Source organism: Kitasatospora sp. NPDC049285 (assembly GCF_040678815.1).
Classification (GTDB): Bacteria; Actinomycetota; Actinomycetes; order Streptomycetales; family Streptomycetaceae; genus Kitasatospora.
In genome coordinates this window covers 39199-46288 of the sequence record NZ_JBFAQR010000059.1, presented here as the reverse complement: position 1 = coordinate 46288, position 7090 = coordinate 39199, and the positions used below count along the sequence as shown (strand labels likewise).

7 protein-coding genes are annotated in these 7090 nt (G+C 72.2%); 1 reads left to right on the top strand and 6 read right to left on the bottom strand.

Features of this window, described 5'->3' with window-relative positions; all coding sequences use genetic code 11:
* Nucleotides 1–180 precede the first annotated feature (180 nt).
* Nucleotides 181–456, bottom strand: coding sequence for a hypothetical protein (locus AB0K51_RS28355; RefSeq protein ID WP_363460002.1), 276 nt, complete (start codon nt 454–456; stop codon nt 181–183).
* A 237-nt stretch (nt 457–693) separates the two neighbouring features.
* Between AB0K51_RS28355 and AB0K51_RS28350 the strand changes: the two genes are divergently transcribed.
* Nucleotides 694–1437: a hypothetical protein gene (locus tag AB0K51_RS28350; RefSeq protein ID WP_363460001.1), complete on the top strand. Its 744-nt coding sequence runs from the start codon at nt 694–696 to the stop codon at nt 1435–1437.
* 95 nt (nt 1438–1532) lie between these two features.
* On the opposite strand, the gene AB0K51_RS28345 is transcribed toward AB0K51_RS28350, so the two are convergent.
* From AB0K51_RS28345 to AB0K51_RS28325, 5 genes are all read right to left on the bottom strand, one after another.
* Nucleotides 1533–2774, bottom strand: a complete 1242-nt coding sequence (locus AB0K51_RS28345; RefSeq protein WP_363460000.1) for an ATP-grasp domain-containing protein — start codon at nt 2772–2774, stop codon at nt 1533–1535.
* Nucleotides 2775–2847: 73 nt separating this feature from the next.
* Nucleotides 2848–3195: a hypothetical protein gene (locus AB0K51_RS28340; protein ID WP_363459999.1), complete on the bottom strand. Its 348-nt coding sequence runs from the start codon at nt 3193–3195 to the stop codon at nt 2848–2850.
* A gap of 31 nt (nt 3196–3226) precedes the next feature.
* A complete protein-coding gene (locus AB0K51_RS28335) occupies nt 3227–4426 on the bottom strand; it encodes an MFS transporter (protein ID WP_363459998.1) in 1200 nt (399 codons plus the stop codon).
* Between the two features lie 51 nt (nt 4427–4477).
* Entirely contained in the window at nt 4478–5713 is a 1236-nt protein-coding gene (locus AB0K51_RS28330) for a hypothetical protein (RefSeq protein WP_363459997.1), read from the bottom strand.
* Nucleotides 5714–5785: 72 nt separating this feature from the next.
* Entirely contained in the window at nt 5786–7060 is a 1275-nt protein-coding gene (locus tag AB0K51_RS28325; RefSeq protein ID WP_363459996.1) for a hypothetical protein, read from the bottom strand.
* Nucleotides 7061–7090 lie beyond the last annotated feature (30 nt).

Genomic DNA, 7090 nt, shown 5'->3' with positions numbered 1-7090 from the left:
CCCGCCCCTCCCACTGGCGGCTGGGGGGGGGGGCACAAGGAACTTCCTTGTGCCCCACCGCCCTTCGGCGCTTACAGCGTCGGATCGAGGCAGCGGGTGGTCGAGGACCGTCGTCCGGTCTGCCACGGCTTGTCGGCGGTCGGACCGGAGGGTCCTGGCCGGCGCCCTGCCGGTGCAGGGTCAGTTGAAGTAGATCCCTGCGAACTCGCCCCCGAAGCCCAGGTCGGTCATCGCCTGCTCGGCGTCATCCCAGGAGCGGTCCGCGTAGGCGAAGTTCGCCTCGAAGAAGTCGAAGTCCAGCTCCCCCTCCTCCCATTCGTGGCCGCAGCGGCAGCGCACAAAGACCCGCTGACGGGTCTCCAGGAGCAGCCAGTCCCGGTTCGCCCGGCACGAGGCGCAGACGACCAGGGTGCCCCGCGGGTTCAGCTCGGCGGGGTACTCGACGGTACGGATCACGGCGCCACCCGGAGCGGGCTCAGGCACCATCACCGCGTAGTCCGGGATGTGCAGGTCGGCCGGGAGCGGGGGGAGGTTCGAGGGGTCGTTCGGGTTCAGATCGCGTCTCGGCGAGTCCGACAAGCTGCAAGCCCTTTCGCTGGAGAGATGGTGGCTCTAACCGGGCGTCGGACTGGAATATTCCCATTTTCAGGGACCGATACCTGATCGTGATCTTTCTGCGGCTACCGTGTTCCCATGTCCCGCTCTTGCGCCTTCTGCGGCGGTCGCCCGCTGAGCAAGGAACACGTTCTCGGCCAGTGGATGCGCGTCGCCTTCGCGCCCGAGGACCTCGTGAACGGCCTCCACTACCGAGCCAACACTGCCACCACGCACCAGCACGCCCAGGGCCTGCTCAACGGCACGGTCAAGGCCGTGTGCAAGCCGTGCAACAACGGGTGGATGAGCGGCCTCGAATCCGGAGTGAAGCCTTTCCTGCCTGCGATGATCAACGGGCGTCAGGTGTTCCTCAACCGCGAGCAGCAGCAGGTACTCGCCGCGTGGAGCCTCAAGACCATGTTGATGATGGCGAAGGCGCACAACCCGCCCGAGCCGATCATCCCTGCCGGCGACTACACCGACTTCTACCGCGAGCGTCGACCGAGCGCGGCGATGGTGGCCCGCACCGGGTTCGCGCTGATGCCGGAGAACGCGCAGGTCGCCCTCGCCAGCGACTTCTCGTGTCATGCCCTGGTGGTCCCGGATGGACACGGGTACCTCGCCACACTGCGCCTCGGGATGTTCGTGGTGCAGATCCTCAGAGCGGGCCCGTTTCCTGGGCGCGCTATCAGGCCGTTCGCGCCGACGCTGCAGCTCGCGCCTCTGTGGCCGGTGGGCGAGCCCCGGTCCTGGCCCCCGGTCCTGCCGATCTTGCACCAGCACTGGGCGAGTCTGGCCGCACCGGATCCGGTGCCGTTGGAGCTAGTGAGCCTGGACGCCTGAGCCACGCGCAGCCGCCCCAGCTGGCGAAGCTGCCCAGCTGAGGCGGCTGTTCTCCCCCGTGGCCCTCAACCAGGCCCGCCGGGTCGGGCGCTGGCTCAGGCGGCCCCGGTCACCTGGACGTCGAGCAGGCCGGCTACCTGCTCTAGGCGCTCGTGGACCTGGTCGGCGTCGGTGCCGGTGACCACGAAGTGCGCGAGGCGGCCGGTGTGCAGGTTGCCGCCCTGGTCTGCGGAGAGGATCTGCTCACCGGTCTCGCGCTCGAAGCACAGCCGCTCCAGCCAGGCGGGGGTGCCGAGCTCTTCTCGAGCCTGTGCTCGGCGGACGGTGCCCGAGGTAGCGGGCGACAGGAAGCTCACCCCCGCGGCCTCGTGGCGGGTGGGGGTGAGGTCGGGCTCGCGGCCCAGGGCGATGTCCGCGGCGACGGCGGGCAGGTCGATTCCGGTGGCCAGTTGGACCAGTCGGCCGATGAGGTCCCCGCCGATGCGGGCGTTGACCTCGATCAGGCGCGGGCCGTCGCTGGTCAGCCGCATCTCGACGTGGGACACGCCCGCGTTGACGCCGAGGGCGTCCAGCGCGGCCTCGGCGATGGGGCCGACCTGCGCGAGGAGCGGGTCCGCGGCGACGACGGTGTGACCGACCTCCTGGAACAGCGGCTCGGGGCCAAGGGCCTTGCGGGTGACGGCGACCGGGGTGGTGATGCCGTGCGCGGTGACGCACTCCACCGAGATCTCCGGCCCGTCGAGGTACTCCTCCACCAGGACGCCGGAGCCTTCCGTGCCCTGGCCGGCGGCCTGCCCGGAGGTGTAGGCGAAGGCGGCCGGCAGGTCTTCGGCCCGTTCGACCTTGATCACGCCGATGCTGGCGGCGTGGGCGGCGGGCTTGAGGACGACGGGGTATCCGATGCGACGCGCGGCCGTGTTCGCGGTGACGAGCGAGGTGGCCCGGATCGACTGCGCGGAGGGCACGCCCTCGGCCGCCCAGACGGCGCGGGCGGCGGACTTGTTGCGGCAGGCGGCGGCGGTCGCGGACGACTGGCCGGGCAGGCCGAGGTCGGTGGCGATCTGCGCGGCGGGCAGCAGGCAGTATTCGTCCCAGGTGAGCACTCCGGCGATGGTGTGGCGCTCCCCGAGGCGGGCGACCGCTGCGCGCAGGGCGGGCAGGTCGTGGGGGTCGGCGACCTCGTGGTCGACGATGTGCGCCAACTGCCAGGTCGGCGCGGTGGAGTCGACCAGGACGACGCGGTGGCGGCGCGCGACGCTTTCCAGGCAGTAGGCGCGGTAGGCGGGGTTGCCCATGGAGATGACGAGCAGGACGGTGTCGTCGGCGGCGTGGGGCATGCAGTCTTTCCGATCGGGGCTGCGAGGCTCAGGAGGTGGCGCGGTGACGCGGTCGGGCCCGAGGGGGCTCGGGTCAGGCGCGGCCGAGGTCGTAGACGTGCTCGACGGCGTCGCTGGTGGTCCATGTGCTGCCGGACCCGTTCGCGGGGACGGTGCGGGTCGTCAGGGCGTAGGCGTTGCCATCCCAGACAACTTCGATCCGATGGGCGGTCGAGCACCTGTTGTGCCAGTACACCGTCGTCGAGAACCAGCCGCTGTCGTCCCAGGACCAGGCGAAGCACCCGGCGACCCCGCGGTGGGTGGCCGCGAGGGCCGGGGTGGCGGACAGGCCGACGACGGCGAGGGCCGTGGCCAGGACCGTCGCGACGCGGCGGCGCGCCGGCGTGGTGCGGGTCCGGTCCTTCTTGCGCAGTGGGGCCATAGAGGTCTCCTTCGGGAAGTGGCGGGCGTGGTCAGCCGCGGGCGGGGCGGCGGTTGGCGGGCTGGAGGGCGAAGACGGCGGCGCACGCCGAGGCCAGGACGGTGCTGCCGGTCCACAGCCACCCGGGTCCGTTGTCCAGGGCCAGGGCACCGAGCAGCGGGGCGGCCAGGGCGGATCCGCCGAACGCGGCACCCCAGACGCCGAGGTAGCGTCCCCGTGCCCCGTCGGGTGCAAGTTCGGTGACGTACGCGGCGGCGCCGACGCAGAAGGCCATCTCGCCCAGGGTCCACACGGCGGCTGCGGCGACGTAGGCGGTGGCGGAGTGGGCGAGGCCGTTGGCGCCCATGCCCAAGCCGATGGCCAGCGCTCCGGCTGCGGTGGTCCGCAGGGGTGCGCTGCGGTCCATCAGCGGCTGGAGCAGGGGTTGCAATGCCAGGACGGTGACGGCGTTGGCGACATTGACCGCGCCGTAGACCGCGGGCGAGAGGCCGCTGGCGTGGATGGCCAGCGGGATGCCGTACACCATCTGCTGGTACACGGTGAGCGTGGCCAGCGACAGGCCGGTGAACGTGAGCAGGCGCCGGTCGGCCAGGACGCTGCGGTACCGGACGGGGTCGGAGGCGGTGACCGGCTGGTCGCGGGTGGCGGGCAGGGCGAGAATGACCAGGGCGAAGACGACGCAGGTCAGGGCGTCGACTGCGCACAGCCAGCCCATGTGGGCGCTGGCGAGGTAGCCGCCGACGATGCCCGCGACGGCGGCGCCCGCGTTCAGCATCCAATACTGCAGGCCGAAGCCGCGGGCGCGCTGACGCTCGGTGAGGACGTCGCCGATCCATGCGGTGATCGCGGTGCGCGGCGCATCGAAGACCAGGCCGATGGCGATGGCCAGGACGACCAGTTCGGTGACGGTGGTGGCCGCGGCGAGCAGTCCGTACGCCGCGGCGGTCAGCGCGAGGGAGACGACGATGGTGCTCTTGCGGCCGAACCTGTCGGCGGCAACGCCGGACAGCGGCTGGCCGAGCACCCACCCGGCGCCGAACGCGGCCAGGACCTGGCCGGCCGTGCCGATCGACAGGTGGAGCTGGGTGACCAGGTACAGGGTGAGGTACGGGACGAGGACGGCGCCGATGCGGCTGACGCCGAAGCCGATCACCAGCACCCAGTACGTGGCCGGTAGGCGGTTGGAGGGGCGGGTGGTCGTCGGTTCGGCTTCGGCGGCAGCTGTCGTCAAGGGGCTTCTCCGGCTGTGGAGTTCGGGTGGTGGAGGGTCAGGGGTGGTGCGCTACTCGGCGCGGATGTCCAGCGCGGCGCGCAAGTCGGCGACCTCCTGGTCGAGCGTGTCGAGGTGGTCGGGGACGTAGAGCACCCGGCCGGCGCGGGTCATGGTGCCGATGCCGGCGGGCGCGGGCTGGCCGACGGTGAGGCGGATGTCGGCGTGGAGCACGCCGGGCAGCTCCTCGATGGCGTCTTGGTCGGCGACGTTGGTCACGGTCCCTGCGGGGGCGGGGATCATGACGGCGGTCAGCGCGGGGAAGCGCGGGGTGGTGTCCAGGTCCGGGCGCGTGTCGGTGGCGAGGGCGGCCAGGGTGGCGGGCAGGTCGAAGGCGTACATCACGGAGGCGAGTTCGGTGATGCTGCCGCCGCCCGGGCGTGCGCCGGCTTCGCCGATGAACAGGCCCTTGGTGCGGTCGCGCAGGATCTCGCAGTGCACCGCGCCGCTTTGTGCGCCGAGTGCGGCGGCGGCGCGGGTAGCCAGGTCGGCGATGTCCCGGGCGTCGGGGTGGTCGGGCGGCAGGACGGTATCGAAGGAGGCGTCGCCGACGCTCTGTAGGAGCGGGGCGTCGTAGCGGCCCGGAACCGCGAGGAGCACGGTCCCGCGGTGGACGTACAGGTCGCAGAAGAACTCGGCCTCGACGTCGAGGAACTGCTCGACGAGGAATCCGTGGGGGGCCTCGTGCAGGGAGTCCAGGACGTGGCCGGCGGTGAGGCGGCCGGTCGGGTCGGTGATCCGGGTGTCGAACGCTCCGGTGTCGACGAGTTCCTTCAGGTGGTCCGGGTCGCGCACGACGAACGTGTTCAGCGTGGCCAGCCCGGCTCGGGGCTTGACCAGGACGGGCCAGCCCAACTCGCGTGCGGCGGTGGCGACCTCGTCGGCGTGGTGGACGACCCGGTGGCGGGCGACGGGAAGACTGGCGGCGGCGAGGGCGGTCTTCATGGTCGCCTTGTCGGTGTAGGCGCGGGCGGCGTCCACCGTCAGGCCCGGCAGTGCGCGCAGCTGCCGCAGGTGCGCGGCGGCGACGATGGCCTGCTCGTCGATCGTGGCGATGGCGTCGACGTCGGGCAGCGCGGGTTCCAGCGCGGTCAGGGCGTCGAGGTCGTCCCAGTGCTCGACCGTGTGCCGGGTGGTGCCGGGGATGCTGTCCGTCCCGGCCGGCTGGAGAACGGTGACGGTGTGGCCGGAGGCGAGGAGGGCGTTTTCGAGCAGGGGGTTGCCGGTGGACAGGACGAGGACGTGCATCAGCTGGGTCACTCCGGTGGGTGGTGTGGGGGGGACGCGGATGGGGGTGGTGTGGCGGTCCGGTGCGGGGGTCTAGCGGACTGGTCGGGCTTCGTGCGGTGGCAGCTCGCTGGTGGTGATCTGCCAGGCGGTGGCGGCCTGGTGGGCTCGGGCCTCGGCCTGCTCGGAGGTGTCTCCGATGGCGAAGACGTGGGCGGCGGGGGTGAGCGAGCCGACGCGGGTGGGGCTCTGCTGGCCGACGTGGACGAGCTGGTGCACCTCGATGACGCCGGGTCGCTTCCGGAGTTCGTCGGCGTCTTCCATTCCGGTGATCCAGCCGGGTGGGGCGATCGGGGCGGCCCAGGCCACGGCGGGGCCGTCGTGGCGCGGTTGCGCCTTCGGCGTCAGGCCCATGGCCAGGTCGGCGGCGAGCGACCAGGGGTCGATGCCGTGCCGGAGCCGGAGGAGGTGGGGCAGCATGGCGCCGCCGGGCCGCAGGCCGATCTCGCCGACCAGCAGGTCGCCGGAGCGTGCGCGCAGGATCTCGACGTGGGCGAACCCGGTGCGCAACTGGAGGGCGTCGGCGGCGTCGCGGGCCAGGTCGACGACCTGTTGGGCGTAGTCGTCGCCCGAACCCAGGAGCACCGCGCCCAGGACGGAGGCGCCCAGCAGGGGCCCGGGATATCGGCCCGGCACGGCGTAGACCTCGCGGCCGTGGTGGCGGAGGATCTCGCAGTGGTACTCGGCGGCGACGTCGATTCCCTCCTCGGCCATGAGGCCGCCGCTGGCGTGGTCCAGTCCCCGGTGGATGCCGGAGGCGTGAAGGCTGGCGGGCAGCGCCTGGGGGCCGAAGGCGTCGCTGCCGCGCAGGCGGTCGAGGTGGGCTTGGTCGCGAACGAGGAGGGTGCCGATCGCGGCGAACCCCCTGCGGGGCTTCACGACGACCGGCCAGCCGAGCAGCTCGGCAGCGCTCTCGATGTCGGCGACGCTGTCCAGTGGGACGTGCCAGGCGACGGGGACGCCGGCGGCGGTGAGCACCTCCTTCTGGAGGTGCTTGTCCGTTCCGGCTGCGGCGGACTTCGCGGACTGGCCCGGCAGGCCCAGCCGACCGCGCAGGAAAGCGGCGGCCCGCAGGCAGGGCTCGTCGGTGGTGACCACCGATTCGACGGGCAGTGCGGCCAGTTCGTCGGCGAGGGCGGACAGCTCCCGCTGGTCGTCCCAGGCGGCGATGGTCAGCATCGGGTACGGGACGCCGTTGGCCCGGCGGTCGTCTTGGACGGCGGGCGGTACGACGGCGAGGATCTGCTGCCCGCGCTCGGTGAGCAGGTCCTCAAGGTGGGAGCGGAGGGCGGAGAGTACGACGAGCATGGCGACGCTCCTTCTTCTGTACGTGGCGGG

What these genes read in the sequence shown, in the direction of transcription:
- AB0K51_RS28345 (WP_363460000.1), bottom strand. Translation starts at nt 2,774, where the DNA reads ATGCCCCACGCCGCCGACGACACCGTCCTGCTCGTCATCTCCATGGGC.
- AB0K51_RS28350 (WP_363460001.1), top strand. Translation starts at nt 694, where the DNA reads ATGTCCCGCTCTTGCGCCTTCTGCGGCGGTCGCCCGCTGAGCAAGGAA.
- AB0K51_RS28325 (WP_363459996.1), bottom strand. Translation starts at nt 7,060, where the DNA reads ATGCTCGTCGTACTCTCCGCCCTCCGCTCCCACCTTGAGGACCTGCTC.
- AB0K51_RS28340 (WP_363459999.1), bottom strand. Translation starts at nt 3,195, where the DNA reads ATGGCCCCACTGCGCAAGAAGGACCGGACCCGCACCACGCCGGCGCGC.
- AB0K51_RS28330 (WP_363459997.1), bottom strand. Translation starts at nt 5,713, where the DNA reads ATGCACGTCCTCGTCCTGTCCACCGGCAACCCCCTGCTCGAAAACGCC.